The following is a 26,394-nucleotide window of genomic DNA, read 5'->3' on the forward strand; positions in this document are numbered from 1 at the left end:
TTCTTCTCGGCCATACGTCCGAGCCAGAGACCCTCGATTTCGACGCCTACGACTTCTTCCATTGCCCGCAATTCGGAAAGAATGGCGCAGAGCAGTTCAACGTCCTAAGCCCTGGACCGCTGTTTATCTGCATACATTGCAGCATCTGCCAGCGATACAAGACGCTCGAGAGATTTCTCTGGGTGTTCGATGACATTCACCACGCCAATGCTGGTGGAAAGGGCAACTTGTCCTGACGTCTTGTTGAACTCGATCAGAGCCTCGCGGATGCGTAAGGCTATCGCATCGGCATCTTGCGATTCCGAATTCGCCAGTGCGCAGAATTCATCACCACCCATCCTTGCCAGCACGTCACTGTCGCGAAAACACCGGCGCAGGATCGTGGCGAAGTTGACCAACATGCGATCACCTGCCTCGTGGCCAACTTGATCATTGACCGATTTGAGCCCGTTCAAGTCCATGAAAATGAGCTGTGTCGACGTCTCGGACCTCCGGGCTTGCCTCAGCTGCGCTTCGCCGAGCAGCATGAAGCCGCGACGATTGTAGAGATACGTCAACTCGTCGGTGAGCGCCAGGCGGCGGATTTCCTCATTCGCTGCCTGCAGCTCCGCGGTCCTGTCTTTGACCCGCTTTTCCAACGTTTCGTAAGCCTCGATATTCTCAAGGGAGACAGCCGTCGTATTGGCAAGCGCTTTCAGGAGCCTCATTTCGTCGCATGTCGCCCGGTGGGGTTTGGCCCAGTAAATGCCAATGGCGCCGATTGGAGAGTCGGTCCGGATCGGCACCATAGCCAGGCTTTTCACGAACGTCGGCCGGTACGCATCCGCGGGAATACGCGCGTCGGAATAAATGTCCTCGATCGCGACAGGCTGGCTGTTGAGCATCACCCAACCGCTGATGCATATCCCCATCGGAAAGCGCTTGCCTTTCCAGAGCGGCTCAATGGCATCTTCGTCCGCATAGTAGCAGTGCCCCTCATCACGAAGAACAAACGTCGCGCCATCGGCAACGGTCATGTCGCGAGCAGCTTTGCGCACGATTTTCTGAACTGCTGCCAGGTTCCGGGCGAGCGAGAGCTCCTCTACCACCAGCACCAACCGCTCCATGCCTCGCACATGGGAGTCGCCTGGTGAACCATGGCTGTGATCGGACTGGACAACCCGGCGGGCGGTTGCTTGCATGGTCTCACCTCAACAAAGCGGTACTGCCAAGCGAAGTGTAGTTGAGCTGGGGCGGCAAGCAAGTTGCGAGATGAGTCAAATCTGATTTGTGCGATGGCGAACAGACTCCGCCGATAGTCAAAGGCAGCAAACACGAAGAACAGTCGTGTACACGATGCTCACGGCATCACGGATCATGATGGGATTGCCGGACGTTTACGAAGAACCGGAAAGCGCCCACCAGGCTCTGCATGTCTGCCTTTATCCAGGCGCGCGCGAACACGTCAGGTTGCGCCACCTGGCGGAAGTCATCTCACATCGACAGAGGCAGCGCGACCTTACACGATTACATCCGAGGCCTGGATCCTACTGTTTCTGGGCTATGTGCCACCACGCCGCCGCGGGCAAGGCGTGCGAGGCGGCGCCAGGTTCGCGGCAACAGACGTTCGTCCGGGCGACGTCCGCTCACGCGCGGAGTCCGTCGCATGCAGCCTTCAGCCGGTGCGCGAGGTGAGCCGCAGCGGCGTTTCGCTGCGCAGCCTCGGTACCGTCAAGGGACGGTTCTCCGCCAGCATGGCGCCAACCTGCTCCGCCGGCAGCGCCGGGCTGAAGTAGAAGCCCTGCACCGCGTCGCAGGCGTTGAGGCTGAGAAAGCCGAGCTGGTCTTCGGTCTCCACGCCCTCGGCCACCGTGCGCATGTCCAGCGACTGCGCCATGGCGATGATGGCGCGGGTGATGGAGGCGGCGTCCTTGCTCTGCGGCAGATCGGTGGTGAACGAGCGGTCGATCTTGATGGTGTCGATGGGGAAACGCTTGAGGTAGCTCAGGCTGGAATAGCCGGTGCCGAAATCGTCCATCGCCAGCGACACGCCGATGGCCTTGAGCTGGCGCAGCACCTCGATCACCGCGTCGGCGTTGTACAGCAGCACGCTCTCGGTCAGCTCCAGTTCCAGGCTCTGCGGCGGCACGCCGGTTTCCTCCAGCACGCGCCGCACCAGCCGCGGGATGTCCTGGTGATGGAACTGGCGCGCCGACACGTTTACCGCCATGGTCAGGTCGCGGCGCCCGGCGTCGTGCCAGGCTTTGAGCTGGCGGCAGGCTTGGCGCAGCACCCACTCGCCCAGCGGAATGATCAGGCCGGTTTCCTCCGCCAGCGGGATGAAGCGCGCCGGCGAGACCTTGCCGAACTCGGGGTGATGCCAGCGGATCAGCGCCTCGACGCTGCTCACCGCGCCGCTGCGCAGGTCCACCTGCGGCTGGTAATGCAGCTCGAATTGCTCGGCTTGCACCGACAGGCGCAGCGCGCGCTCCAGCTGCACGCGCTCGTCGGTGCGCACGCTCATCTCGCGGGCATAGCGTTGCACGCCGTTGCGGCCCTGATCCTTGGCGCGGTACATGGCCACGTCGGCGTGCTTGAGCAGGATCTCCGGGCTGTGCCCGTCCTCCGGGAATACGCTGATGCCGATGCTGGTGGTGACATGCAGGCTCTGGTCGCCCACCGTGAACGGCTGCGCCAGGGCCTGCAGCACCTGCTGCGCCACCGCTTCCGCCGCCGCGGCGTCGCCGACGTTCTCCAGCACCACCACGAACTCGTCGCCGCCGAGGCGCGCCACGCTGTCGCCGTCGCGCACCGCGCCCGACAGGCGCGTCGACACCGCCTTGAGCAGGTTGTCGCCGAGGGTGTGGCCGAAGCTGTCGTTGATGAACTTGAAGCCGTCCAGGTCGAGGAACAGCACGCCCACCGGCTGCTCGGCGCGGCGCGCGCGGGCCAGGGCCTGGCCGAGGCGGTCGTTGAGCAGATTGCGGTTTGGCAGGCCGGTCAGCGCGTCGTGGTTGACCAGCCAGGACGTCTCCTCCTCGTGCAGCTTGCGCTCGGTGATGTCGCTGGAGACGCCGTCGATGCGCAGCGGCCGGCCATTGCCGTCGAGCACGGCGCGGGCACGGTCCTCGAGCCAGCGCACCTGGCCGCCGGAATCGATGATGCGGTATTGCAGGGTCGAGGGGCCGCCGCGCACCACGCTGCTCAGCCATTGCAACACCAGGCCCTGGTCGGCCGGATGCACCGCACCGAGCCATAGCGCCTGGTCGGCCATGAAATCCGCCACCGGCCGGCCGTAGACGCGCTCGGCGGCGGCGTTGAGGGCGTTCACCACGGCGGTCTGGGTCATGCGGGCGCGCTCGACGGCGGCATTGCGGAAATCCCGGAGCTCGGTCAGCTCCTGCTCCAGGGCGCGGACGCGGTTGCTGGTGTCGACCAGCTCGTCGCAGACGGTCAGCGCGGCCATCACGGTGAGGCGCGCATCGCCGATCTCGCCGAATTTTCCGCGCAGCGATTGAATGCGTGTTTCCAGGGTTTCGGCGAGCTTGAGCAGCCGCACCTCCTGGCCCTCCTCGCAGGCCATGCGGTACTGCCGGCCATTGATGGTGACGTTGATGTGGCTCATCCGTCCTCTCCGGTATCGAGCACCGAGCGTATCGTGACGATGGCGGAATCCAGCCGGTCGGAGATCTCGCGATTGGTACGCTCCAGCTTGCGCGCCTTCACCAGCGCACCGTCGAGCTCGTCGGCGAGCCGCGAGCGGTCGGCGCCCAGCGCCTGGATCCGCGCCGCCAGCTCGTTCTCGTCGCGATCGGCATCGCGCCGCCGCTCCACCGCGCTTTCGAGCGCGTCGAGCGCCGCCGTCAGCCTGCGGGTCGCGATCTCGATCTCGACCGCGGAGGACTCCGTCATGGCAGCACTGTTGGACACGCGATCGTTCATGGAGTCAGCGGTGGAACCTGGCGGCCTTTGCCCAGTGGCCTTTTCCTGGGGCTTGCCGTCCGGCAAAAGACTCGGTTCGGCAAGCGGTTAGAAGCAGAAATTTACAAAGCAAGCTAGCCCAGCGCAACGCCGCCGCAAAACTATGCACCGATCAATCGGACGCAGGCCGCGGCGATCCCCCCGGTTCCTGCCGCGCAGAAAACCGATCTCCACAGAGGCAACTTTTGCGGCCAAATCGGCGTTTGATTGCCTTGGACTCCCGGAACCGAGGTGCTATCCCAGCCCCGACCTTCAGTGGCCGCCAGGCTCCTCCCGCGCGGGCGTACGTCGCCTCCAAGCGCCTCATTTCAGACGGATTTCAGACATGACGCAGGTCGATCACACCCGTATGGCCAACGCGATCCGCGGCCTTTCGATGGACGCTGTCGAGAAGGCGAAATCGGGCCATCCCGGCCTGCCGATGGGTGCCGCCGACATCGCCACGGTGCTGTTCACGCAGTTCCTGAAATTCGACGCGGCGGCGCCGGCCTGGCCGGATCGCGACCGCTTCGTGCTCTCGGCCGGCCACGGCTCGATGCTGCTCTACTCGCTGCTGTACCTCACCGGCAATGCCGAGATGACGCTGGACCAGATCAAGCAGTTTCGCCAGGTCGACTCGCTGACGCCGGGACACCCCGAGAACTTCCGCACCAAGGGCATCGAGACCACGACCGGGCCGCTCGGCCAGGGCATCTCGACCGCGGTCGGCATGGCGCTCGCCGAGAAGATGCTCGCCGCCGAGTTCGGCAAGAAGATCGTCGATCACCACACCTATGTGCTCGCCTCCGACGGCGACCTGATGGAAGGCGTGTCGCAGGAAGCGATCGCGATGGCCGGCCACTGGAAGCTCGGCAAGCTGATCGTGCTCTACGACGACAACGGCATCTCGATCGACGGCCCGACCTCGATCGCCGATTCCGTCGACCAGGTGAAGCGCTTCAAGTCGGCGGGCTGGGCCGCAGAGAAGATCGACGGCCACGACCAGGCCGCGATCGCCGCCGCGATCACGCGCGCGCAGAAGTCGAACAAGCCGACGCTGATCGCCTGCCGCACCACCATCGGCTTCGGCTCGCCGCACAAGGCCGGCACCTCGAAGGTGCATGGCGAGGCACTCGGCGCCGACGAGCTCAAGGCCACCAAGGAAAATCTCGGCATCTCGCTCGAGCCGTTCTCGGTGCCCGACGACGTGTTGAAGGCCTGGCGCGCTGCCGGCAGCCGCGGCGCGGCCGTTCGGCAGGAATGGGAAGGACGCCTCGGTGAGCTCGGCAGCCGCAAGCGCGCCGAGTTCGAGCGCCGCCTGCGCCACGAGCGTCCGGCATCGCTGGCGAAAGCCGTGCGCGCCTACAAGAAGGAGCTGCTGGAGAAGCCGATGACCGCGGCCACCCGCAAGTCCTCGGAAGCGGTGATCGAAGTGATCGCCGGCGCGATGCCGATGGAATTCCTCGCAGGCTCCGCCGACCTCACGGGATCCAACAACAACAAGGCGAAGTCGGCGACCGCCTTCTCCGCCAAGACGCCGAAGGGCCGCTTCATTCATTACGGCATCCGCGAGCACGGCATGGCCGCGGCGATGAACGGCATTTTCCTGCATGGTGGCTTTGCGCCGAACGGCGCGACCTTCCTGGTGTTCACCGACTACGCGCGACCTGCGATGCGCCTTGCCGCGCTGATGGGCGCGGGCGTCGTCTATGTGATGACGCATGACTCCATCGGCCTCGGCGAGGACGGCCCGACCCATCAGCCGGTCGAGCATCTGTCCGCGTTGCGCGCCATTCCGAACATGCGCGTGTTCCGTCCGTGCGATGCGATGGAAGTCGCCGAATGCTGGGAGCTCGCGCTCAACCGCGTGGACGGACCGACCGTGCTGGCGCTGACGCGGCAGAACCTGCCGCAGCTGCGTACCACCGCACCGAACGACAACCCTTGCGCGGCCGGCGCCTACGAATTGGTCGCAGCCCAGGGCGAAGCCAAGGCGACGCTGTTCGCCTCCGGCTCCGAGGTCGAGATCGCGGTTGCCGCCCAGAAGCAGCTCGCCGAGCGCGGCATCGCGTCACGGGTGGTCTCTGTTCCCTCGCTCGAGCTGTTGTTAGCGCAACCAGAGGCCAAGCGTGCTGCAATCATCGGCAACGCGCCGGTGAAGGTCGCGATCGAGGCTGCGGTGCGCTGGGGCTGGGACGCCGTGATCGGCCAGGATGGCGAATTCGTCGGCATGCATTCCTTCGGCGAAAGCGGCCCTGCAAAGGAGCTTTACAAGCACTTCGGTATTACCGCCGAGGCTGCGGTTAACGCTGTGCTGAAGCGCGTTTCCTGAGAGTTGAGCTTGCCGTAAAAAAGGACTACGTAATCTTCCATATGATCAAGCACCGCCCGGCCGAACCGGGCGTCCGCCCCTAAAAAACCCTCGCAGGCGCGTATAGCGCGTTGTGCGGGATGACAACGGTCATTGAAGGAGACGAAACATGGCAGTCCGCGTCGGAATTAACGGTTTTGGCCGCATCGGCCGCAACATCCTGCGGGCTATCGCCGAGTCCGGCCGCAAGGATATCGAGGTCGTCGGCATCAACGATCTCGGCCCGGTCGAGACCAACGCTCATCTCCTTCGTTTCGACAGCGTCCATGGCCGCTTCCCCGGCACCGTGACCGTCGACGGCGACTCCATCAACCTCGGCGGCGGCAAGATCAAGGTGACCGCCGAGCGCGATCCCTCGAAGCTGCCGTGGAAGGATCTCGGCGTCGACATCGCGATGGAATGCACCGGCATCTTCACCTCGAAGGACAAGGCGTCCGCGCATCTGACCGCCGGCGCCAAGCGCGTGCTGGTCTCCGCGCCCGCCGACGGCGCCGATGCCACCATCGTCTACGGCGTCAACCATGACACGCTGACCAAGGATCACCTCGTCATCTCCAACGGCTCCTGCACCACGAACTGCCTCGCACCGGTCGCCAAGGTGCTGAACGATCTCGTGGGCATCGAGACCGGCTTCATGACCACGATCCACGCCTATACCGGCGACCAGCCGACGCTCGACACCATGCACAAGGATCTCTATCGCGGCCGTGCGGCGGCGATGTCGATGATTCCGACCTCGACGGGTGCCGCGAAGGCGATCGGCCTCGTGCTGCCCGAGCTGAAGGGCAAGCTCGACGGCGTCGCGATCCGCGTGCCGACCCCGAACGTCTCGGTCGTCGACCTCAAGATCGTCGCCAAGCGCGCCACCGACGCCAAGGAGATCAACGCGGCGATGAAGCGCGCCAGCGAGCAGCAGCTCAAGGGTATCCTCGGCTACACCACCGCGCCGAACGTCTCGATCGACTTCAACCACGACCCGCACTCCTCGACCTTCCACGAGGACCAGACCAAGGTGCAGAACGGCACGCTGGTGCGCGTGATGTCCTGGTACGACAACGAGTGGGGCTTCTCGAACCGCATGGCGGACACCGCCGCCGCGATCGCGAAGGTGATCTAAGCGTTACTTTCGTGTCCCGGACGCGGTGCAGCGCGCTTGCGCTGCTCCGCAGAGCCGGGACCCATCGAACCGCGGGACTCGCTGCAATGTGGGTCCCGGTTCTGCACAGCAGCGCTTCGCGCCGCAGTGCGCCCGGGACAAGGAAGCGTCCGATGACCAACAAATTCCGCACCCTCGACGACGTCGAATTGAAGGGCAAGCGCGTGCTGCTGCGCGTCGACCTGAACGTGCCCATGGACAATGGCCGCGTCAGCGACACGACCCGGCTCGACCGCGTCGCGCCGACCATCACCGAGATCTCGGACAAGGGCGGCAAGGTCATCCTGCTCGCGCATTTCGGCCGGCCGAAGGGACGCGATGCCAAGGACTCTCTCAGGCCTGTTGCCGAAGCGCTGTCGAAGGTGGTGAAGAAGCCCGTCGCCTTCGCCGAGGATTGCATCGGCGAGCCCGCGGCCAAGGCCGTGGCGGCGCTGAAGGACGGCGACATCCTCTGCCTGGAGAATACCCGCTTCCACAAGGAAGAGGAAAAGAACGATCCCGCCTTCGTCGCGGAGCTCGCCAAGCTCGGTGACATCTGGGTCAACGACGCGTTCTCCGCCGCGCACCGCGCCCACGCCACGACCGAAGGTCTCGGCCACAAGCTGCCGGCCTATGCCGGCCGCACCATGCAGGCCGAGCTCGATGCGCTGGAGAAGGCGCTGGGCTCGCCCACCAAGCCGGTCATCGCCATCATCGGCGGCGCCAAGGTCTCGACCAAGATCGACCTCCTGGAAAATCTCGTCAGCAAGGTCGACGCGCTCGTGATCGGCGGCGGCATGGCCAACACCTTCCTGCACGCCCAGGGCGTCGCGGTCGGCAAGTCGCTGGCCGAGAAGGATCTCGCACCGACCGCGCTGCGCATCATGGAGAAGGCGGAAGCCGCCAACTGCGCCATCATCCTCCCCGTGGACGCAACCGTTGCCTATCACTTCGCTGCCAACGCGCCGTCGCACGCCTACGGGCTCGACGCGATCCCGGCCGACGGCATGATCCTCGACGTCGGGCCGCAATCGATCGCGCGCGTCCACGCCGCGATCGACGATGCTGCGACGCTGGTCTGGAACGGGCCGCTCGGCGCGTTCGAAATGCAGCCGTTCGACCGCGGCACGGTCGCGGCCGCCAAGCACGCTGCCGAACGCACCAAGGCCAAGAAGCTGATCTCGATCGCGGGCGGCGGCGACACCGTCGCGGCGCTCAACCAGGCCGGCGTTGCCGGCAGTTTCACCTATGTCTCGACCGCCGGTGGCGCGTTCCTCGAATGGATGGAAGGCAAGCCGCTGCCCGGCGTTGAAGTTCTGCGTATCAAGTAATCAAGCGGCCTTGCAGGCCCCAACGGGAGAAAAAGACAGATGGCTCGGATCACGTTACGTCAACTGCTCGACCACGCGGCGGAGAACGATTACGGCGTACCGGCCTTCAACATCAACAATATGGAGCAGGCGCTGGCGATCATGGACGCGGCCAACCAGGTCGACGCGCCCGTCATCATCCAGGCCTCGCGCGGTGCGCGCTCCTACGCCAACGACATCATGCTCAAGCACATGATGGACGCGGTCACCGAAATCTACCCGCACATCCCGGTCTGCGTGCATCTCGACCACGGCAACGAGGCCGCGACCTGCATGACCGCGATCCAGGCCGGCTTCACCTCCGTCATGATGGACGGCTCGCTCAAGGCCGACGGCAAGACCCCCGGCGACTGGGGCTACAATGTCGGCGTCACCAAGACCGTGACCGACATGGCCCATCTCGGCGGCATCTCGGTGGAGGGTGAGCTCGGCGTGCTCGGTTCGCTCGAGACCGGCATGGGCGACAAGGAAGACGGCCACGGCGCCGAGGGCAAGCTCAGCCACGACCAGCTCCTGACCAATCCGGACGAGGCCGTGAAGTTCGTGCAGGAGACCAAGGTCGACGCGCTCGCGATCGCGATGGGCACCTCGCACGGCGCCTACAAGTTCACCCGCAAGCCCGACGGCGACATCCTCGCCATGAACGTGATCGAGGAGATCCACCGCAAGCTGCCGAACACGCATCTCGTCATGCACGGCTCCTCCTCGGTGCCGCAGGACCTCCAGGACATCATCAACGCCTATGGCGGCAAGATGAAGCCGACCTGGGGCGTGCCGGTGGCCGAGATCCAGCGCGGCATCAAGAACGGCGTGCGCAAGATCAACATCGACACCGACAACCGCATGGCCATGACCGGCCAGATCCGGAAGGTTCTCAAGGACAGCCCGGAAGAGTTCGATCCGCGCAAGTACCTGAAGCCGGCGATGGAAGCCATGACCAAGCTGTGCAAGCAGCGCCTGCAGGAGTTCAACACCGCCGGCCAGGCCTCCAAGATCAAGCGCGTCCTGACCACCGCCGAGATGGCCAAGCGCTACGCCAAGGGCGAGCTCGATCCGAAGGTGGCGTAAACGATCGCGTGGTGGCGTAAGGCGCGCACCGCCCTATCTCCCCCTCGCCCCGCTTGCGGGGAGAGGGTTGGGGTGAGGGGGAGTCTCCCCGGGGATGGTGACAGTTTGACTCGCGGAGAGTCCCCCTCACCCGGAATACGCGCTAATCGCGCGCATTCCGGCCTCTCCCCGCAAGCGGGGCGAGGCGACGAACCCCGCCTCCCCGTCCTTTACCCTGCGACCAACGTTAACTCGGCAATTGCCCGAGAACGGTCTATTTTCACGGGCAAGGGCAGAATCGTTTTGGGAGGACCTCTCGATGAATCTGACTGAGCTCAACAAGGTCGCGACCGCCATGGTCGCATCAGGCAAGGGCATCCTTGCCGCCGACGAATCCTCCGGCACCATCAAGAAGCGATTCGACGCGATCGGCGTGGAATCGACCGAAGACAACCGCCGCGACTATCGCGAGATGCTGTTCCGGTCGAAGGAGGCCATGAGCCAGTTCATCTCCGGCGTGATCCTCTATGACGAGACGATCTGGCAGAATGCCAAGGATGGCACGCCGCTGGTGAAGCTGATCGAGAGCAGTGGCGCCATTCCCGGCATCAAGGTCGACGAGGGCACGCAGGCCCTGCCGATGTGCCCGGGAGAGCTCGTCACCGTCGGGCTCGACAAGCTCGCCGAGCGGTTGAAGAAATATTACGAGCGCGGCGCGCGCTTCGCCAAATGGCGCGCGGTGATCGATATCGGCAGCGGGATTCCCTCGATGACCGCGATCAGCGTCAACGCCCACGCGCTGGCGCGCTATGCCGCGCTGTGCCAGGCCGCGCAGATCGTGCCGATCGTCGAGCCTGAGGTGCTGATGGACGGCGACCACGACATCGACCGCTGCTATGAGGTCACGGGGCGCGTGCTCAACAAGACGTTCCAGGAATTGCGGGTGCAGCGCGTCGCGCTCGAAGGCATGGTGCTGAAGCCGAACATGGCGATATCGGGCAAGAAGTGCCCAAAGCAGGCCTCCGTCGAGGAAGTCGCCGAGAAGACCGTGCGCCTGCTGAAAGCCTGCGTGCCCGCGGCGGTGCCCGGCATCGCCTTCCTCTCCGGCGGCCAGTCGGACGAAGAGGCGACCGCGCATCTCAACGCCATGCACAAGCTCGGTCCGCTGCCCTGGGGCCTGACCTTCTCCTACGGCCGCGCGCTGCAGGCCGCGCCGCAGAAGGCCTGGTCCGGGAGGCCTGAGAACGTCGCGGCCGGACAACGCGCCTTCAGTCATCGCGCCCGCATGAACGGCCTCGCCTCCAGGGGCGAATGGCAAAGTAGCCTGGAACAGAAGGCAGCCTAGATCTTGTCGAACAAACCGCCTCCGCCGCGCCCGGCGCCGCGTCTCTATCTCGCGACGCCCGTCGTCGATGATCCCGCAACGCTCGTCGCCGAGCTGCCGGGCCTGCTCGCCGCCGCGGATATCGCCGCCGTGCTGCTGCGGCTGAAGGAGACCGACCAGCGCAGCATGATCTCGCGCATCAAGGCGCTGGCGCCGCCGGTGCAGAAGGCCGGCGCCGCGCTTCTGGTCGAGAACCATGCCGAGCTCGTGGCGCGCGGCGGCGCCGACGGCGCGCATCTGCCCGGCATCGCCGCGCTGAAGGAGGCGCTGCCCTCGCTCAAGCCCGATCGCATCGCCGGTGTCGGCGGGCTGACGACGCGGCACCATTCCATGGATGCGGGCGAGATGGGCGCGGATTACGTGCTGTTCGGCGAGCCCGATGCGAAGGGACAGCGCCCCCAGGCGCAGGCGATCGCGGAGCGGCTCGACTGGTGGGCCGAGCTGTTCGAGCCGCCCTGCGTCGGCTTTGCCATGTCACTGCAGGAAGCCCACGACTTCGCCCTCAGCGGCGCCGATTTCGTGCTGGTTGGCGACTTCATCTGGGCCGATCCGCGCGGGCCCAAGGCGGCGCTGGTCGAGGTCGACGCGGCGATCAAGAAGACCCATGCGACGGCGACGGCCGACCCAAATCCCGCGGGCAGCGAGCACGGTTAGCGCCCGACATGAAGCTCCCTTGCATGACCATGCTGGCCACACTGCTGCTGACGGTGCCGGCGGCCGCCCAGCTTCAGATCGCGCCGCCGGCGACGGTCCCGAGCGCGACGCCTGAGAAGCAAAAGCCCAAGCCGCACGCGCTCACCAGGAAGAAGGAGGCCGCGCCGGCGCCAAAACCTTCGGCCTCGCCCAAGCCGGCTCCCTCCTCCAAGCCGGCCCCGGCCGCGACCGTGATCCCGGCGCCGCCGACCGACAATTCCAACGCCGATCTGGTCTACGGCGCCTATCAGCGCGGCCAGTACAAGACGGCGTTCGAGCTCGCCACCGCCCGCGCGCAAGGCGGCGACCCCAAGGCCATGACCATGCTCGGCGAGCTCTATTCCAACGCCATGGGCATCCGCCGCGACTACGCCAAGGCCGCCGACTGGTACAAGCGCGCGGCGGATGCCGGCGACCGCGAGGCAATGTTCGCGCTCGCCATGCTGCGCATCTCCGGCCGCGGCGGCGCGGTCGACAAGGGCGAGGCGGTCAAGCTGATGGCGTCCGCCGCCAAGCTCGGCGAGCCCAAGGCAGCCTATAATCTCGCTCTGCTCTATCTGGACGGCCAGACCCTGCCGCAGGACGTCAGGCGGTCCGCGGAGCTGTTGCGCCAGGCCGCCGATGCCGGCCTGCCCGAGGCGCAATACGCGCTCGCGACCTTCTACAAGGAAGGCACCGGCGTGGCGAAGGATCCGGAACGCGCCGTGCGGCTGCTGCAGGCGGCCTCGCTCGCCGACAATGTCGACGCCGAAGTCGAATATGCCATTGCCATGTTCAACGGCACCGGCACGCCGAAGAACCAGCCGGCTGCCGTGGCCCTGCTGCGCAAGGCCTCCCGCCAGGGCAGCGCGATCGCGCAGAACCGGCTGGCCTGGGTGCTGATCAACGGCGCGGGCGTGGCCATGGACAAGGTCGAGGGCTTCAAATGGCACCTGGTGGCCAAGACCGCCGGCAAGGGCGATCCGGAGCTCGACAAGCAATTGTCCGACCTGCCGGCCGAGGAACGGGCCAAGGCGGAGGCCGCCGCCAGGAAATGGCTCGGGACCAAATGACTTGACGCGGGGCCCCTCACCGGGCACCCAGTCCCTCAAACAGGCGTGTTTCTGCGCCAATTCCCCCGATCAAGACCGAAAAGCCCATGCTGTATTCCGCAACTATCAACGTCATGGTCAAGGCCGCGCGCCGCGCCGGCCGCAGCCTCAAGCGCGATCTCGGCGAGATCGAGCATCTCCAGGTCTCGCTGAAGGGACCGGCCAATTTCGTCTCGCTCGCCGACAAGCGCGCCGAGGAGATCGTCTACCAGGACCTGACCAAGGCGCGGCCCGGCTACGGCTTCATCGGCGAGGAGGGCGGCACGCGCGAAGGCAGCGACAAGAGCCACACCTGGATCGTCGACCCGCTCGACGGCACCACCAACTTCCTGCACGGCATCCCGCAATTCGCGATCTCGATCGGCCTCGTGCGCGAGGGCACGATCATTGCCGGCGTGATCTACAACCCCGCCAATGACGAGCTCTACATCGCCGAGCGCGGCAAGGGCGCCTTCCTCAACGACCAGCGCCTGCGCGTCGCCGGCCGCCGCCAGCTCAACGAATGCGTGGTGGCCTGCGGCCTGCCCCATATCGGCCGCGGCGACCACGAGGAATTCCGCCGCGAGATGACCGCGATCCAGGACCGCGTCGCCGGCCTGCGCCGCTTCGGCGCCGCCTCCCTCGACCTGGCGTTCGTGGCCGCGGGGCGGTTGGACGGGTACTGGGAGCGCGACCTGCAATCCTGGGACGTCGCCGCCGGCATACTGATGGTGAAGGAAGCTGGCGGCACGGTGAGCGACATTGCGACACCGGGCGATGCGCTGGTCACCGGCAACGTCGTGTGCGGGAACGAGTACGTGCACGGGGAGCTGGTGAAGATTTTGCGGAAGCCGGCGTAAGGCAAAGGCCGGGCTTCACACTCCGCTGTCATCGTCCGCCTTGTGCGCAATTGCGCAGTGGGACGGACGATCCAGTACTCACCAGGTGCTGAGTTCAATCATAACTGCCGCGGCGTACTGGATGCCCCGCCTTCGCGGGGCATGACAGTGTGCCTTACAGCTTCACCGGCGCCGGAGGCCCGTACGCCTCGCCTTCCCTCGCCGCCTTCGGCTCACGATCTCCCGCCAGCACGCGCTGCACCGAGACGAAGAACACCGGCACCATCAACAGCGCCAGGATCACCACCGCGATCATGCCGCCCATCACGACTGAGCCGAGCGCCTGCTGGCTGGCGCCGCCGGCGCCGTGGGCGATGGCCATCGGCAGCACGCCGCAGATGAAGGCAAGGCCCGTCATCAGGATCGGGCGGAAGCGCAGGCGGCAGGCTTCGATGGTGGCGTCCACCAGCGGCTTGCCTTCCTTGCGCAGGTCCTTGGCGAACTCGATGATCAGGATCGCGTCCTTGGCCGCCAGACCAATGATGGTGATGAGGCCGACGGTGAAATAGACGTCGTTGGGCAGGCCGCGCAGCATCGCCGCGATCACCGCGCCGACGATGCCGAGCGGCACGGTGAGCAGCACCGCGAGCGGAATGGTCCAGCTCTCGTACAGCGCGGCCAGGCACAGGAACACCACGAACACCGACAGCGCGAGCAGGAACGGCGCCTGCGAGCCCGACAGCTTTTCCTGCAGCGACTGCCCGGTCCATTCATAGCCGAAGCCGCGCGGCAGCCTGCCCGCGAGCCGCTCCATCTCGGCGATCGCGTCGCCCGAGGTGAAGCCGGGCCTGGCTTCGCCGGAGATGCGCACCGCCGGGTAGTAGTTGAAGCCGGCGATCTGGGTCGGGCCGCGCGCCCATTCCACCGTGGCAAAGGACGAGAACGGCACCAGCTGGCCACGGCTGTTCTTGACGTTGTAGTTGAGGATGTCCTCGGTCCGCATGCGGTCGCGGGCATCCGCCTGCACCACGACGCGCTGCATGCGGCCGCGGTTCGGGAAGTCGTTGATGTAGTTCGAGCCGAGATTGGTCGAGATCGTGTTGTTGATGTCCTCGAAGGTGACGCCGAAGGCGCCGGCCTTCTCGCGGTCGATCACGAGATTGACCACGCCGGCCTCGGGCAGGCCTTCGACATAGACCTTCTGCAGCACCGGGCTTGCATTGGCCTCCGCGATCAACTGGTCGGCGGCGCGCATCAATTGCTGGTAGCCCTTCTGGCCGCGGTCCTGGAGGCGGAACGAGAAGCCCGAGGAATTGCCGAGATTGTCGATCGGCGGCGGCTGCAGCGCCGCGATCTTCGCATCGCGGATCGATGAGAGATCGCGGTTGATGTCGTTGACGATCGCTGCCGCCGAATCCTTCGGCCCGCGCTCCGACCAGTCCTTCAACGTGATGAAGGCCTGCGCGGTGTTCATGCCCTGGCCGGAGAAGCTGAAACCGGTGAGGAAGGTGACGTCCTTTACGCCGGGACGCTCCGCGAGATATTTTTCGACCTTCTCGATCACGGACTCGGTGCGGGCGTAGGACGAATCCGAAGGCGTCTGCACGTCGGTGGTGACGAAGCCCTGGTCGTCGATGGGCAGGAAGCCGCCGGGCAGGTTGACGAAAGCCCAGGACAGGCCGACCAGCAGCGCGGCATAGACGAGCATCAGGCGGCCGGTGCGCTTCAGCGAGAAGCCGACGGTGCGGGAATAGCCTTCCTTGCCGCCGTCGAGCACGCGGTTGAACCAGCCGAACACACCTCGCTTCGCATGCCCATGACCGGCGGCGACGGGCTTGAGCAGCGTCGCGCACAGGGCCGGCGTCAGCGACAGCGCGAGGAAGGCGGAGAAGCCGATCGCCGCGACCATGGTGACCGAGAACTGGCGATAGATGATGCCGACCGACCCCGGAAAGAACGCCATCGGCACGAACACCGCCATCAGCACCAGCGTGATGCCGATGATGGCGCCCGATATCTGCGACATAGCCTTGCGCGTCGCCTCCTTGGGCGGCAGGCCCTCCTCGCTCATGATGCGCTCGACGTTCTCGACCACGACGATGGCGTCGTCGACGAGGATACCGACCGCGAGCACCATGCCGAACATGCTGAGCATGTTGATGGAATAGCCGGCGAGCAGCAGCACCGTGCAGGCGCCCAGAAGCGCCACCGGCACCACGATGGTCGGAATGATGGTGTAGCGGATATTCTGCAGAAACAGGAACATCACCACGAACACCAGCACCACGGCTTCGACCAGCGTCGACAGCACCTTCTCGATCGAGGCCTCGACCACGGGCGTGATGTTGTAGGGAATTTCGTAAGTGATGTTGGCCGGGAAGAAGCGCGACAGCTCCTTCATCTTCTCTTCGACCGCGCTCGCGGTCGCCAGCGCGTTGCCGGTCGGGGACATCAGCACGGAGAGGCCCGCGGTCGGCTTGCCGTTCAAGCGTGTGTTGAACTGGTAGCTGAGACCGCCGACCTCGATGCGCGCGACGTCACGCAGGCGCACGGTCGACCCGTCGGCATTGGCGCGCAGGATGATGGCGCCGAACTCGTCCGGCGAGGAGAGCTGGCCCTTGACCAGCACCAGCGCGGAGGTGCGCTGGCTCGAGGTCGACGGCTCGGCACCGATGCTGCCGGAGGCGACCTGCGCGTTCTGCGCGGCAATCGCCTTGTTGACGTCGTCGGCGGTGAGCCCATAGCCGACCAGTTTTGCGGGATCGACCCACACGCGAAGCGAACGCTCGGTTGAATAGAGCGTGGCACGACCGACGCCGGGAATGCGGCGGACTTCACCGAGCACGTTGCGGATCATGAAGTCGCCGAGGCCGACCTCATCGAGGCTGCCGTCGGTCGAGCTCAGCGTGATGATCTGGAGCACCGCGCTGGAGGCTTCCTCGACCAAGATGCCCTGCTGCATCACCGCGCGCGGCAGGCGCGCCTCGACGCGCTTGATGCGGTTCTGCACCTCCACCGAGGCGTCGTTGGTGTTCGTGCCCGGCTGGAAGTTGGCGATGATCTCGACCTGGCCGAGCGAGTCGCTGGTTGATTCGAAATTGAGGATGCCGGAGGCGCCGTTGAGCTCCTCCTCGATCAGTCGCGTGACGCTGTTGTAGAGGTTTTCCGGCGATGCGCCGGGATAGCTGGTCGAGATCGAGATCGAGGGCGGCGCAATGATCGGATATTGCGCGATCGGCAGCAGCGGCACGGCGATCGCGCCGATCAGACAGATGAACAGCGCAACGACCCAGGCGAAAATTGGCCTGTCGATGAAGAAGCTCGCCATGACGCTCTACTGCATCATCTGGGCGCGTTGACTTTCCACGATGGCTTCGGCCTCGGCCCAGGATTGCGGCTTGACCTTGTCGCCGGCCGCGAATTTCTGGAAGCCTTCCACGACGACCTTGTCACCGGCCTTCAGGCCATCGGTGACAAACCAGACGCCGTCCTGGACCGAACTGGTGCGCACCGGCTGCACCGCGACACGATGGTCATCCTTGACGACGAAGACCTCGCTGCCACCGCCGCCGTTACGCTGGATCGCCTGCTGCGGCACCGCGATCGCATCGCTGTCGATGCCCTGCTCGATTCGCACACGAACGTACATGCCGGGCAGCAGTTCGCGCTTCGAATTCGGGAACTCGCCGCGCAGGGTCACCTGTCCGGTATTGGCATCGACCTTGGCGTCGGAGAACAGGAGTTTGCCGTTCAGCGGATAGATCGTGTTGTCGTCCAGCACCAGACGCACCTTGGCCGCATCGGGCGCGATGCGCTCGAGGTCGCCGCTCTCGAAGGCACGGCGGAGCTGATTGAGCTCGTTCACCGACTGGGTGAAATCGGCGTAGATCGGATCGAGCTGCTGGATGGTCGCGAGATTGGTTTCGTTCTGCACGACAAGCGCGCCCTCGCTGACCAGGGCCGCGCCGACGACGCCGTCGATCGGGGCGCGCACGGTGGCGTAGTCGAGATGGAGCCTTGCCCGCGCAAGATCGGCCTTGCGGCCCTCGACCTCGGCATGAGCCTGGCGCTCTGCCGCGATCGCCTTCTCGTTCTCCGCCTCGGGCGCGGCGCGCTGGCTGGTGAGCGTGGCGATGCGGTGCGCCTGCTGCTTGGCCTGCATCAGCCCAGCCTCCGCTTTGGCAAGCGCGGCCTCGTTGGCAAGCACCTCGACCTCGAACGGACGTGGATCGATGCGGTAAAGCGGATCGCCGGCCTTCACTTCGCTGCCCTGGTGGAACAGGCGCTCGACCACGATCCCTGACACACGCGGACGAACGTCGGAAACTCGGGTCGGCGCGATACGGCCGGGAAGCTCCCGCACGATGGCACGGGGCTGCGGCCTGACGGTGACGACACTGACATCGGGTTCCGTCGGCTGCGCCTGGACGATCGCGGAATTCGACTCATCGCAAGCCGCAAGAAGCGGCGCCGCAACCGCAAGCATTAGAGCCATGCAGGCGGATCGCGCATATGGTGCTGGCATTGAGGTAGGTGCCCCGTTCAAATCGCTGAGTGCTCTCAGACGTCCAGAAGTTCCGGCCAGTCTGATTTGAAAAGGAAAATAAACCGTGCTTGTTGCGACGCAATGCGGGGAAAGGCGGCTCATTGTCACACGAGCTATCGCCTTCAAAAAACAAGTGATTTTTTGAGTCACCGGATCGTGAATCGAGTTCCATCCCGGCGTGCCGCGACAGAAGCTCGCAATTACTCGGCAGCTTTCATCCGATAGTGGCTGACGCCCCATTCGGTTCCATCGGCGTAGCCGAACAGGCCCGACGTCGCGAGCAGGAACCAGCGCCAGCGGCGCATCCACATGCCGGCCTGCCCGCCATGCAACCTGCGTAAGGAGGCTTCGATTGCGTCCCGATGCGCGTCGAAATTGGCGAGCCAGTCATTGGCGGTGCGTTGATAATGGGTGCCGCTCCAGCACCATTCCTTCTCGATCGCAAAGATGTCGTCGAATTGCCTGACGAGGTGATGGCTCGGCATCAGCCCGCCCGTGAAGACGTGCTGGGCGATCCAGTCCTCGCGATCGGACCGGTCGAACAGATGGGATCCGGTGCGATGGCTGGCGATGTGCATGAAGAACCGCCCCTCGGGCGCGAGCCATGACCGCAGGCGCGTCATCAGCTTGCGCCAGTTCATCACGTGCTCGAAGGTCTCGACCGAGACGATGCGGTCGAACTGGCCGTCGGGTGCGAACACATTCATGTCGGCGCAGATCACGCGCAGGTTCAGCAAGCCGCGCCGCTCGGCCTGCTCCTCGACATGGGCGCGCTGTGCCTGTGAGGTCGACACCGCCGTCACCTTGGCATGCGGAAACTGCCGCGCCGTCCACAGCGCCAGCGAGCCCCAGCCGCAGCCGAGTTCGAGGATGGTCTGGCCGTCGGCGAGGCCGGCATGCTCGACGGTCTGGCGCAGCGCCTCCTCCTCCGCCTCCTGCAGGGTGGTCGCATCGGTCTTGTAGAAGCAGCAGGAATATTTACGGCTCGGGCCGAGCAGGTCCGCGAAGAACGCAGCCGGCACCTCGTCATGTCCGGCATCCGCCGCCTCGGCAACCGGCCGCAGCATCATCCGGCCGGCGAAGGCGGCGTCGGCCGCCGCGTCGTGGGGAGCGAAGCGGGTTGCAGTGCGGGAGCACAGGCGCTGGATCGCGGCGCGGATCACGACGTCCGGCAGCGGCACGCGTTCGGCTGTTCCGATGATCGCGGAAACGACGCTCATGCGCACCCCAAATTGGCGAGTTTCTGCAAATTCCTGTCTATCAAAGCGCCGCTTCCGGCCCGGGTTCCCCGAACCATCCCCGAAATCGGCGCATCCGGCGCTTTTTTTGGGCCGGCGCTGTGCCATAGTGCGCGTGCAAGAAGCTTCGTAATGGATGATACCGGCCATGCCGTCAGGCAATTCGCCCCGCTCCACCATGGATATCGAGTACACCAAACTGTCCTCGCCCAGCGTTTTCCTGGTGCGGATGCTGGTCTTCCTGGTGCTGTGCACGCTGGTGGGCGTGGTGCTCTACAAGCAGATCATCCAGGCCTTCTTCGCCAATCCCGGCCTCAATGCCCTGATCGGCGGCGTCCTGTTCATCGGCATCATCCTGGCCTTCCGGCAGGTGATCCGGCTCTACCCTGAAGTCTCCTGGGTCAACAATTTCCGCATCGCCGATCCCGGCCTCGCCCCGGCCCGGCACCCAAAACTGCTGGCGCCGATGGCGGCCATCCTCGGCGGCGAGCGTTCCGGGCGGATGTCGATCACCCAGACCACGATGCGGCATCTGCTCGATTCGATCGCGACGCGCCTCGATGAAGCCCGCGACATCTCGCGCTACATGACCGGCCTCCTGGTCTTCCTCGGCCTGCTCGGCACCTTCTGGGGCCTGATCGAGACGGTCGGCTCGGTCGGCAAGGTGATCGACGGCCTCAAGGTCGGCGGCGATTCCGGGGCGCTGTTCGACACGCTGAAAGAGGGCCTCGCTGCCCCGCTCGGCGGCATGGGCATCTCGTTCTCCTCATCGCTGTTCGGCCTCGCGGGATCGCTGATCCTCGGCTTCCTCGACCTGCAATCGAGCCAGGCGCAGAACCGCTTCTACACCGACCTCGAAGACTGGCTCGCCACCACCGTGCGCGAATATGGCAGCGGCGAAGTCGCGGTCGCGTCCGGCGGCGGCGGGGTTGCCAGCGGCGAGCTCCAGGCGGCGGTCGAACGGCTGCGCTCGGTGCTCGAGGAAGGCAGCGCCAGCCGCGGCACCACCGCGGCGATGGCGAGCCTTGCCGAAGCCATCCAGGCGCTGGTCTCGCACATGCGCACCGAACAGCAGATGATCCGCGAATGGGCCGACGGCCAAGGCGAGCAGAACCGCGAGATCCGGCGCCTGCTGGAGCGCATCGCCCGCCAGCCGGAGAAGAGCTAGGCGCCAAGCGTGCCCCGGACGCAGCGCAGCGCTCCTTCAGCGGTGCGCTGCTGAGCCGGGGCCCAGCACCTCGCAAGGGACAGATGGGTCCCGGCTCTGCGCAGCAGCGTTACACGCAGCGGCGCGTCCGGGACACGGGAGAACGGAGACACCAATGGCTCTAGCCCGCAGCCGCCGCAGCGAAGGCGGCCTCAACTACTGGCCCGGCTTCGTCGACGCACTGTCGACGCTGGTGCTGTCGATCGTGTTCCTGCTGTCGGTCTTTCTCGTCGTGCAGTTCTTCCTGTCGCAGGAGGTCACCGGCAAGGACAAGGCGCTGGAGCAACTCAACGCCAAGATTGCCCAGCTCAACGAGCTGCTGTCGCTGGAGAAACTCGGCAAGCTCTCGCTCGACGACCAGGTCTCGCAGCTGAAGGCGGGCCTCGCCTCGGCCGAGACCGAGCGCGACCGGATCAAGGGCCTCTATGACGGCCTGGCTGCCGCCGGCAACGACGCGCAGGGCAAGACCTCCGAGCTCGGCAAGGCGCTGGATTCGGAGAAGGCGGTCTCGGCGCGGGCGCTGGCGCAGATCGAGGTGCTGAACCAGCAGATCAGCGCTTTGCGCCGCCAGTTGGCCGCGCTGGAAGAGGCGCTCGATGCCTCCGAGAAGCGCGACAAGGAATCGCAGAACCGGATCGCCGATCTCGGCTCCCGCCTCAACGTGGCGCTGGCGCAGCGCGTGCAGGAATTGTCGCGCTACCGCTCGGAGTTCTTCGGCCGCCTGCGCGCCATCCTCGGCAACCGGCCCGACATCCGCATCGTCGGCGACCGCTTCGTGTTTCAGTCCGAAGTGTTCTTCGACACCGGACAGGCGACGCTGCTGCCCGAAGGCCGCGCCGAGCTCGACACGCTCGCGACCGCGCTGATCGAGCTCGACAAGAAGATTCCGAGCGAGATCCCCTGGGTGCTGCGCGTCGACGGCCATACCGACGTGCGCCCGGTGAACGGTCCGAACTTCAAGTCGAACTGGGACCTGTCGGCGGCCCGCTCGATCTCGGTGGTGCAATATCTGGTCTCGCTCGGCGTGCCCGCGCAGCGCCTCGTCGCGGCCGGCTTCGGCGAATTCCAGCCGCTCGATCCCGGCAACACCGAAGAGGCCTACAAGCGCAACCGCCGCATCGAGCTCAAGCTGACGGAGCGGTAGTGGTGAGGGTCGCGCGATACTCACCCCACCGTTGTGGCCGGGCTTGTCCCGGCCATCCACGCCTTTGCTTCCGTGTTCGTGGCTTCTCGTGGATGCCGGGACAAGCCCGGGCATGACGACCTCATGATCCACCTCCGTCCCTACGCGGCCTCCGACGAAGCCGCCACGATCGACCTCTGGCATCGCACCTGGCAGCAGGCCTATCCGGAGATCGATTTCGCTGCGCGACTTGACTGGTGGCGCGAGCGCTGGCGCAAGGATCTGGTGCCGAAGGCCGCGATCGTGGTGGCCGAACAAGACGGCGTGGTCACGGGCTTCGTCACCATCGACGGCGACGGCTATCTCGACCAGCTCGTGGTCGATCCCGCGCATTGGGGCTCGGACGCGGCGCGGTTGCTCGTCGATGAAGCCAAGCGGTTGTCGCCCTCAGGCGTCACGCTGCTCGTCAACAAGGACAATGCCCGCGCCATCCGCTTCTACGAGCGCAACGGCTTTGCCCATGCCGGCGATGATGTGAATCCGACTTCGGGCCGGCCGGTGCTGAAGATGGTGTGGCGCGCGTGATCTGGCGGGCGTGAGGCCAGTCACGGTTGGATCCAGGGATGTCCGCTAGTCGTTGGAGCGGAAGCAACGATGACAAGCGGATGGAGACGATCGATGAAGCTGCGCGACCTGGCTGAGGGATCCTCGGTCTTTCTCGTCGTCATCGTGGCCGGCTATCTGTCGACGAGCTATGTCGATCATCGCTTCGCACCGCGCCAGACGACGCCTGCGCCCGCTCCGACGAGCAGCCCTGCCCCATCGGCCTGTGTCGACAAGGACGGCAGCTGGAAGAACTGGCCGTGGCCGAATGTGCCGACGCTCTCGCCGAAGTGCCGGTAAGGAAAGCTCCTTTACACACCGCTGTCATCACCCGCGCAGCGGGCGATGACACTGTGGGTGAGGCAGCGATCGCAGCACCTCACGTCGATCGTTCAGCCCTCACGCGCCCTCGAACTGCAGCCTCGCCAGCCGGGCGTAAAGTCCGTTCGCGGCGACGAGCTCGGCATGCGTGCCCTGCTCGACGATCCTGCCCTGGTCCATCACCAGGATGCGGTCGCAGGACAAGACGGTCGCGAGGCGATGCGCGATGACGAGGGTGGTGCGGTGGCGCATCAGCTCTTCCAGCGCGGTCTGCACCAGCGTCTCGCTCTCGGCATCGAGCGCGGAGGTGGCTTCGTCGAGCAGCAGCAGCGGCGCATCGCGCAGGATGGCGCGCGCGATCGCAATGCGCTGGCGCTGGCCGCCGGACAGCGTCACGCCGCGCTCGCCGAGCGCGGTGTCGAAACCTTCGGGCAGGCGGCGGATGAACTCGGCGGCGTGCGCAAGCTCGGCGGCGCGCTCGACCTCGGCATCGGTCGCATCGGGCCGGCCGAAGCGGATGTTCTCGCGGGCGCTGGCGGCGAACACCACGGATTCCTGCGGCACCAGTGCGATGCGCGCGCGGAAATCGCGGGGATCGGCGGATTTGACCGGCACGCCGTCGAGCGAGATCGCACCGCTGCGCGGGTCGTAGAAGCGCAGCAGAAGATGGAAGATCGTGCTCTTGCCGGCGCCGGACGGGCCGACGATCGCGACCTTCTCGCCCGGGCGCACCGTGAACGACACGGCATCGAGCACATTGACGTCGCGCCGCACCGGATAGGCAAAGCTGACCTGATCGAAGCCGACCTCGCCGCGTGCCGGCACCGGCAGCGCGCGCGCGGACGCAGGCGCCTTGATGTCGGGCGTCACGTGCAGGATCTCGAACAGGCGCTCGGCTGCGCCTGATGCGGCCGAGACCTCGCCCCAGACTTCGCTGAGCTGGCCGAGGCCCGCCGCGGCGAACACCGCATACAGCACGAACTGGCCGAGCCGGCCCGGCGAAATCGCACCCGTCAGCACGTCATGCGAGCCGATCCAGAGGATCGCGACCACGCTTGCGAACACGATGAAGATGATGATGGCGGTGAGCACGGCGCGGGCCTGGGTCGAGGTGCGCGCGGCTTCATAGGCCTGCTCGACCTCACCGCCGAAGCGCTTCTCGGCGAATGACTCGCTGGTATAGGCCTGCACGGTGCGGATCGCGCCGACCAGCTCGCCGGCATAGGCCGAGGCCTCGGCAAGCGTGTCCTGCGCATTGCGCGACAGACGCCGCACCCAGCGCCCGAAGGCGACCAGCGGCAGCACGATCAGGGGAATGGCCAGCAGCACGAAGCCCGACAGCTTTGGGCTCGTGATCACCATCATCGCCGCGGCGCCGAGGAACATCATGAGATTGCGCAGCGCGATCGAGACGGAGGCGCCGACGGCCGATTTGAGCTGGGTGGTGTCGGCCGTGAGGCGCGAGATCAATTCGCCGCTGCGCGCGGAATCGAAGAAGGCGGGGGACAGCGAGAGCAGATGCGCGAAGACGTCGCGCCTGAGGTCGGCAACGATGCGCTCGCCGATCGTCATCACGAGGTAGTAGCGCGCGGCGCTGGCGAGCGCGAGCACGCCGACCACCGCGAGCATCACCGAGAAGTAGCTGTTGATCAGCTCGATGCCCTCGGGCGTCAGGCCGAAATCGATCATCCGGCGTACCGCGACGGGCACCAGCAGCGTAGTCAGCGCCGCGACCGTGAGCGCGACGAAGGCGAGCGCGGCCCGGCCGCGATAGCGGCTGACATAGGGCGCCAGCGCGAGCAGCGGCCGCAGCTTGGCGCGGCCCTTGGCCGGCTCTTCGATCAGCTCGGCTTCGATCGAAGGGGTGTCCGCGGCGTTCATTCCGGGCTGATCGACATATTGGTCATCAAGCCGTTCTACTGCGCTCATGAGATCTGGCCCATTGCATTCGTCTGCTCCCAATATGCCGGTGCAAGGGTAGTGGCAAATCCGGGAAGTCCCTTAGGGGCAAACCCGGTTGCCCCCCGCGGCATGGCTTGTTTTGCCTGATATCGTGAGGTATAGAGCGGCCCAAATCCGTCATTCGCTAGCCACCAGAACAGGCGCCGGGCGCCGAGGAATTTGCCATGAAAGCCGAAATTCATCCGGATTATCATACGATTAAGGTCGTGATGACCGACGGGACCGAATACCTGACCCGCTCGACCTGGGGCAAGGAAGGCGACACGCTGAACCTCGACATCGACCCGAAGTCGCACCCGGCCTGGACCGGCGGCTCCCAGCAGCTGATGGACCGCGGCGGCCGCGTCTCGCGCTTCCAGAAGAAGTTTTCGGGCTTCCTCAAAAAGGATTGATCCGGCCGACGAGGCTGGAGACGAAAAACGCCCCCGGAGAGCCGGGGGCGTTTTTGTTTGTGGGGGTGATCGTGTCCCGGACGCGCTGCAACGCTTCAGCGTTGCGGCGCTGAGCCGGGACCCAGAAAGCCGCACACTTCACTGCCGCATGGGCCCCGGATCTGCAGCGCACCGTCGAAGGGACGCTGCGCTGCGTCCGGGGCACGAGACCCGAGTGACGAGCGCAACGGCAGCGACGTCGTGGGTTGGTGGCCTATCGTTCGAACGCGGCCTTCAGCGCGTTGAGGTGCGGCACCAGCGGATTGCCGATCGCGATGTGCTCGGCCGGCGGGGTGTGGATGGTGGTGTCGAGACGGCGGACGCGGGTCTGCAGGCTCATCGAGCGATGAATCAGGTCCTGCAGCTGCGAAGGCAGCTTCTCGATGGTGTCGGCGGGGCCGGGATCGGCGGCGCTGAGCTTGACCTTGGTCTTCTCGCGATTGGCCTGGACCAGCGTCATCTCGCCTTCCTTGACCGCGCGGTGCAGCAGCAGCCACGAGGCGAGCTGCATCAGGCGGGTGGTGAGGCGCATGCTCTCGGTCGCGTAGGTGAGGCTGACGGCACGGTCGAGCGCCTTGGCCTCGGTACGGCCGGCGCCGTCGAGATAGGCCGCGGTCTCTTCGACGAGGTCCATGCCCTCGCGGAACAGCGCGCCAAACGCCGCAGAATTGGTGAAACGCTCGCTGAGTTGAACGAGCGCGCCCTCGGCCTGCAAACGTTCCATGGTTAACGCCTCTTACGCAACTGTTTGACTGTCCGGCTTTGGCGCCGGCTTATGATGAACAAATCATTGCGCGGGCGGGACGCGGAGTCCAGTGACAAGCGCGGATATGGTTTCCGCGGGTCATTCCTCGGAATGCAACCCGGAATGAGATCGCACAAAAGCGGGGGCGGACGCAAAAAAAGAGCCGCCGGAGACCGGCGGCTTTGAAAGTTGATAACAGGGAGGCGTCAAACAGAGTGGACAGGAGCCACTCGGTGTCCAAACGAGGACAGTTCCAGTCATAAACTCGAAAGCTTAATCGACCGTAAACGAGCGTTTTTTTTGAGGGTTCGTTAGCCATGTCGGCCAGCGGCCGAGTGGGGTGCGGAACAACTCTCGGCCGTCATTCCGG

At 65.7% G+C, this 26,394-nt stretch carries 21 protein-coding genes; 13 read left to right on the top strand and 8 right to left on the bottom strand.

Annotation, left to right across the window (positions count from 1 at the left end; genetic code table 11):
- Nucleotides 1-104: 104 nt before the first annotated feature.
- The 3 genes from Q0743_RS00125 to Q0743_RS00135 all read right to left on the bottom strand — a co-directional run bounded on the left by Q0743_RS00125 (nt 105) and on the right by Q0743_RS00135 (nt 3,891).
- Nucleotides 105-1,181, bottom strand: a complete 1,077-nt coding sequence (locus Q0743_RS00125) for a diguanylate cyclase (protein ID WP_298239573.1) — start codon at nt 1,179-1,181, stop codon at nt 105-107.
- A 473-nt stretch (nt 1,182-1,654) separates the two neighbouring features.
- Entirely contained in the window at nt 1,655-3,604 is a 1,950-nt protein-coding gene (locus Q0743_RS00130) for a cell division protein ZapA (protein ID WP_298239574.1), read from the bottom strand.
- A complete protein-coding gene (locus Q0743_RS00135; RefSeq protein WP_008546526.1) occupies nt 3,601-3,891 on the bottom strand; it encodes a DUF4164 domain-containing protein in 291 nt (96 codons plus the stop codon). The genes Q0743_RS00130 and Q0743_RS00135 overlap by 4 nt, the downstream gene beginning before the upstream one ends.
- 394 nt (nt 3,892-4,285) lie before the next feature.
- On the opposite strand from Q0743_RS00135, the gene tkt reads away from it, so the two are divergent.
- The 8 genes from tkt (at nt 4,286) to Q0743_RS00175 (ending at nt 13,869) form a co-directional block, all read left to right on the top strand.
- The gene (tkt, locus tag Q0743_RS00140; RefSeq protein WP_298239575.1) at nt 4,286-6,271 is read left to right on the top strand and encodes a transketolase; all 1,986 of its coding nucleotides are present in this window, start codon (nt 4,286-4,288) and stop codon (nt 6,269-6,271) included.
- A gap of 148 nt (nt 6,272-6,419) precedes the next feature.
- A complete protein-coding gene (gene gap / locus Q0743_RS00145; RefSeq protein ID WP_298239576.1) occupies nt 6,420-7,427 on the top strand; it encodes a type I glyceraldehyde-3-phosphate dehydrogenase in 1,008 nt (335 codons plus the stop codon).
- A 152-nt stretch (nt 7,428-7,579) separates the two neighbouring features.
- Complete coding sequence (pgk, locus tag Q0743_RS00150; protein ID WP_298239577.1) at nt 7,580-8,776, top strand: phosphoglycerate kinase; 1,197 nt, start codon at nt 7,580-7,582, stop codon at nt 8,774-8,776.
- 39 nt (nt 8,777-8,815) lie between these two features.
- Complete coding sequence (gene fba, locus Q0743_RS00155) at nt 8,816-9,883, top strand: class II fructose-bisphosphate aldolase (RefSeq protein WP_298239578.1); 1,068 nt, start codon at nt 8,816-8,818, stop codon at nt 9,881-9,883.
- Between the two features lie 298 nt (nt 9,884-10,181).
- Nucleotides 10,182-11,207: a class I fructose-bisphosphate aldolase gene (locus Q0743_RS00160; RefSeq protein WP_298239579.1), complete on the top strand. Its 1,026-nt coding sequence runs from the start codon at nt 10,182-10,184 to the stop codon at nt 11,205-11,207.
- 3 nt (nt 11,208-11,210) lie between these two features.
- Entirely contained in the window at nt 11,211-11,900 is a 690-nt protein-coding gene (locus Q0743_RS00165) for a thiamine phosphate synthase (protein WP_298239580.1), read from the top strand.
- An 8-nt stretch (nt 11,901-11,908) separates the two neighbouring features.
- Nucleotides 11,909-12,991, top strand: coding sequence for an HcpA family protein (locus tag Q0743_RS00170; RefSeq protein ID WP_298239581.1), 1,083 nt, complete (start codon nt 11,909-11,911; stop codon nt 12,989-12,991).
- Between the two features lie 86 nt (nt 12,992-13,077).
- The gene (locus Q0743_RS00175; protein ID WP_298239582.1) at nt 13,078-13,869 is read left to right on the top strand and encodes an inositol monophosphatase family protein; all 792 of its coding nucleotides are present in this window, start codon (nt 13,078-13,080) and stop codon (nt 13,867-13,869) included.
- A 154-nt stretch (nt 13,870-14,023) separates the two neighbouring features.
- On the opposite strand, the gene Q0743_RS00180 is transcribed toward Q0743_RS00175, so the two are convergent.
- The 3 genes from Q0743_RS00180 to Q0743_RS00190 all read right to left on the bottom strand — a co-directional run bounded on the left by Q0743_RS00180 (nt 14,024) and on the right by Q0743_RS00190 (nt 19,614).
- Nucleotides 14,024-17,176, bottom strand: a complete 3,153-nt coding sequence (locus Q0743_RS00180; protein ID WP_298239583.1) for a multidrug efflux RND transporter permease subunit — start codon at nt 17,174-17,176, stop codon at nt 14,024-14,026.
- Between the two features lie 6 nt (nt 17,177-17,182).
- Nucleotides 17,183-18,334 (bottom strand): efflux RND transporter periplasmic adaptor subunit, encoded by a 1,152-nt coding sequence (locus Q0743_RS00185; RefSeq protein ID WP_298239591.1) that lies wholly within the window; start codon nt 18,332-18,334, stop codon nt 17,183-17,185.
- 260 nt (nt 18,335-18,594) lie between these two features.
- On the bottom strand, nt 18,595-19,614 hold the full coding sequence (locus tag Q0743_RS00190; protein WP_298239584.1) for a cyclopropane-fatty-acyl-phospholipid synthase family protein: 1,020 nt from the start codon (nt 19,612-19,614) through the stop codon (nt 18,595-18,597).
- Nucleotides 19,615-19,780: 166 nt separating this feature from the next.
- Between Q0743_RS00190 and Q0743_RS00195 the strand changes: the two genes are divergently transcribed.
- The 4 genes from Q0743_RS00195 to Q0743_RS00210 all read left to right on the top strand — a co-directional run bounded on the left by Q0743_RS00195 (nt 19,781) and on the right by Q0743_RS00210 (nt 22,865).
- A complete protein-coding gene (locus tag Q0743_RS00195; RefSeq protein WP_298239585.1) occupies nt 19,781-20,800 on the top strand; it encodes a flagellar motor protein MotA in 1,020 nt (339 codons plus the stop codon).
- Nucleotides 20,801-20,954: 154 nt separating this feature from the next.
- Nucleotides 20,955-21,983 (top strand): peptidoglycan -binding protein, encoded by a 1,029-nt coding sequence (locus tag Q0743_RS00200; RefSeq protein WP_298239586.1) that lies wholly within the window; start codon nt 20,955-20,957, stop codon nt 21,981-21,983.
- 123 nt (nt 21,984-22,106) lie between these two features.
- Nucleotides 22,107-22,547: a GNAT family N-acetyltransferase gene (locus Q0743_RS00205; protein ID WP_298239587.1), complete on the top strand. Its 441-nt coding sequence runs from the start codon at nt 22,107-22,109 to the stop codon at nt 22,545-22,547.
- Between the two features lie 93 nt (nt 22,548-22,640).
- Nucleotides 22,641-22,865 carry a hypothetical protein gene (locus Q0743_RS00210; protein ID WP_298239588.1) on the top strand — a complete coding sequence of 75 codons (225 nt, stop codon included), beginning with the start codon at nt 22,641-22,643 and terminating at the stop codon, nt 22,863-22,865.
- A 99-nt stretch (nt 22,866-22,964) separates the two neighbouring features.
- Here Q0743_RS00210 and Q0743_RS00215 read toward each other — a convergent pair whose 3' ends face one another.
- Nucleotides 22,965-24,815, bottom strand: coding sequence for an ABC transporter ATP-binding protein/permease (locus Q0743_RS00215; RefSeq protein WP_298239589.1), 1,851 nt, complete (start codon nt 24,813-24,815; stop codon nt 22,965-22,967).
- 197 nt (nt 24,816-25,012) lie between these two features.
- Here Q0743_RS00215 and rpmE point away from each other — a divergent pair, with 197 nt between their 5' ends.
- Nucleotides 25,013-25,240, top strand: a complete 228-nt coding sequence (gene rpmE / locus Q0743_RS00220) for a 50S ribosomal protein L31 (protein WP_097659924.1) — start codon at nt 25,013-25,015, stop codon at nt 25,238-25,240.
- A 253-nt stretch (nt 25,241-25,493) separates the two neighbouring features.
- Here the strand turns inward: rpmE and Q0743_RS00225 are convergent, their stop codons facing one another.
- Nucleotides 25,494-26,003, bottom strand: coding sequence for a DUF1465 family protein (locus tag Q0743_RS00225; protein ID WP_298239590.1), 510 nt, complete (start codon nt 26,001-26,003; stop codon nt 25,494-25,496).
- Nucleotides 26,004-26,394 lie beyond the last annotated feature (391 nt).

Origin of the sequence: uncultured Bradyrhizobium sp. (genome assembly GCF_936943645.1) — a bacterium.
Lineage (GTDB): Bacteria > Pseudomonadota > Alphaproteobacteria > Rhizobiales > Xanthobacteraceae > Bradyrhizobium.

Bases quoted from the DNA above. Each gene is read 5' to 3' on its own strand.
- Q0743_RS00185 (WP_298239591.1), bottom strand. From the start codon at position 18,334: ATGCTTGCGGTTGCGGCGCCGCTTCTTGCGGCTTGCGATGAGTCGAAT.
- fba (WP_298239578.1), top strand. From the start codon at position 8,816: ATGGCTCGGATCACGTTACGTCAACTGCTCGACCACGCGGCGGAGAAC.
- Q0743_RS00215 (WP_298239589.1), bottom strand. From the start codon at position 24,815: ATGAGCGCAGTAGAACGGCTTGATGACCAATATGTCGATCAGCCCGGA.
- rpmE (WP_097659924.1), top strand. From the start codon at position 25,013: ATGAAAGCCGAAATTCATCCGGATTATCATACGATTAAGGTCGTGATG.
- Q0743_RS00225 (WP_298239590.1), bottom strand. From the start codon at position 26,003: ATGGAACGTTTGCAGGCCGAGGGCGCGCTCGTTCAACTCAGCGAGCGT.
- Q0743_RS00175 (WP_298239582.1), top strand. From the start codon at position 13,078: ATGCTGTATTCCGCAACTATCAACGTCATGGTCAAGGCCGCGCGCCGC.
- Q0743_RS00200 (WP_298239586.1), top strand. From the start codon at position 20,955: ATGGCTCTAGCCCGCAGCCGCCGCAGCGAAGGCGGCCTCAACTACTGG.
- pgk (WP_298239577.1), top strand. From the start codon at position 7,580: ATGACCAACAAATTCCGCACCCTCGACGACGTCGAATTGAAGGGCAAG.
- Q0743_RS00135 (WP_008546526.1), bottom strand. From the start codon at position 3,891: ATGACGGAGTCCTCCGCGGTCGAGATCGAGATCGCGACCCGCAGGCTG.
- Q0743_RS00205 (WP_298239587.1), top strand. From the start codon at position 22,107: ATGATCCACCTCCGTCCCTACGCGGCCTCCGACGAAGCCGCCACGATC.
- tkt (WP_298239575.1), top strand. From the start codon at position 4,286: ATGACGCAGGTCGATCACACCCGTATGGCCAACGCGATCCGCGGCCTT.
- gap (WP_298239576.1), top strand. From the start codon at position 6,420: ATGGCAGTCCGCGTCGGAATTAACGGTTTTGGCCGCATCGGCCGCAAC.
- Q0743_RS00190 (WP_298239584.1), bottom strand. From the start codon at position 19,614: ATGAGCGTCGTTTCCGCGATCATCGGAACAGCCGAACGCGTGCCGCTG.
- Q0743_RS00125 (WP_298239573.1), bottom strand. From the start codon at position 1,181: ATGCAAGCAACCGCCCGCCGGGTTGTCCAGTCCGATCACAGCCATGGT.
- Q0743_RS00180 (WP_298239583.1), bottom strand. From the start codon at position 17,176: ATGGCGAGCTTCTTCATCGACAGGCCAATTTTCGCCTGGGTCGTTGCG.
- Q0743_RS00195 (WP_298239585.1), top strand. From the start codon at position 19,781: ATGCCGTCAGGCAATTCGCCCCGCTCCACCATGGATATCGAGTACACC.
- Q0743_RS00130 (WP_298239574.1), bottom strand. From the start codon at position 3,604: ATGAGCCACATCAACGTCACCATCAATGGCCGGCAGTACCGCATGGCC.
- Q0743_RS00170 (WP_298239581.1), top strand. From the start codon at position 11,909: ATGAAGCTCCCTTGCATGACCATGCTGGCCACACTGCTGCTGACGGTG.
- Q0743_RS00210 (WP_298239588.1), top strand. From the start codon at position 22,641: ATGAAGCTGCGCGACCTGGCTGAGGGATCCTCGGTCTTTCTCGTCGTC.
- Q0743_RS00160 (WP_298239579.1), top strand. From the start codon at position 10,182: ATGAATCTGACTGAGCTCAACAAGGTCGCGACCGCCATGGTCGCATCA.